The organism is Vibrio sp. OPT20, from assembly GCF_963889365.1.
In the GTDB taxonomy this organism is placed as follows: Bacteria; Pseudomonadota; Gammaproteobacteria; order Enterobacterales; family Vibrionaceae; genus Vibrio; species Vibrio splendidus.
Genome location: NZ_CAWPOA010000027.1, coordinates 1 through 728 on the forward strand (window position 1 = coordinate 1; position 728 = coordinate 728).

At 40.4% G+C, this 728-nt stretch carries 2 protein-coding genes; both read right to left on the reverse strand.

Translation table 11 applies throughout. The annotated features are described in order from the left end of the window. Positions 1–223, reverse strand: a 223-nt coding sequence (locus AACR09_RS00995; protein ID WP_193835896.1) for a transposase, incomplete at its 3' end; no start/stop codon positions are given. A 28-nt stretch (positions 224–251) separates the two neighbouring features. After that, a partial coding sequence (locus AACR09_RS01000) for an IS630 family transposase (protein ID WP_193835897.1) occupies positions 252–728 on the reverse strand: 477 nt, incomplete at its 5' end.

The following is a 728-nucleotide window of genomic DNA, read 5'->3' on the forward strand; positions in this document are numbered from 1 at the left end:
CCGTTGAGATTAATTCAAGATGCTTCGTCATTGCTTCCATGTTGCTTAACGGTGAAACAATAGCTTCAGCTTCGCCTGTATTGATACAAACGGCTCCAAACAAATAAGCGTACTCAAATTGTTGCTTTTGAACGGCTCTAGGTCGAGTTCCTTTTTCTGCCCAAATCTTGGTTGTGGTATTGCGTTGACCAAATCTAGCTTCATCTTGAAACCAAACAAGCACTTCTTTTAAGTGGATATGCCCAGGGATCTTAAGGACCGTTTCTATTGGGAATTTTTTTAAAAGATTCTTGAGCTTCTTCTGATTGTTTTGGGTGCTTTGAACGTGTCGTTATCCAACTCAAATTAAGTTCATGCAGTAAGCGGTATACACCGGATGGCTGGTAAGATATATCAAATTCATCAAGGATGAATTGTGTGATGTCACTCCCTTGTAAGCGCCCACCCTCAGGTTTTATTGCATTTGAAGTGACGTATTCTTTAAGATGTTTTTTTTGCTCAATAGTGAGTCTGGAAGGTCTTCCTGTATGAGGTTTTTCTACTAACCCTTCAACACCAAAATCAAGATAGGCCTTGATCCATTTATTCACACTGAGACGACTGACTTTAAGAAATGACGCGATTTCAGTTCGATTTTTACCATCGATAAAGTGAGAGACCGCGAGTAATCTTAGCCTCAACCTCGCGTTGGAGGTTGCGCCGATAAGCTTTGATAAATCTGAGTTCAT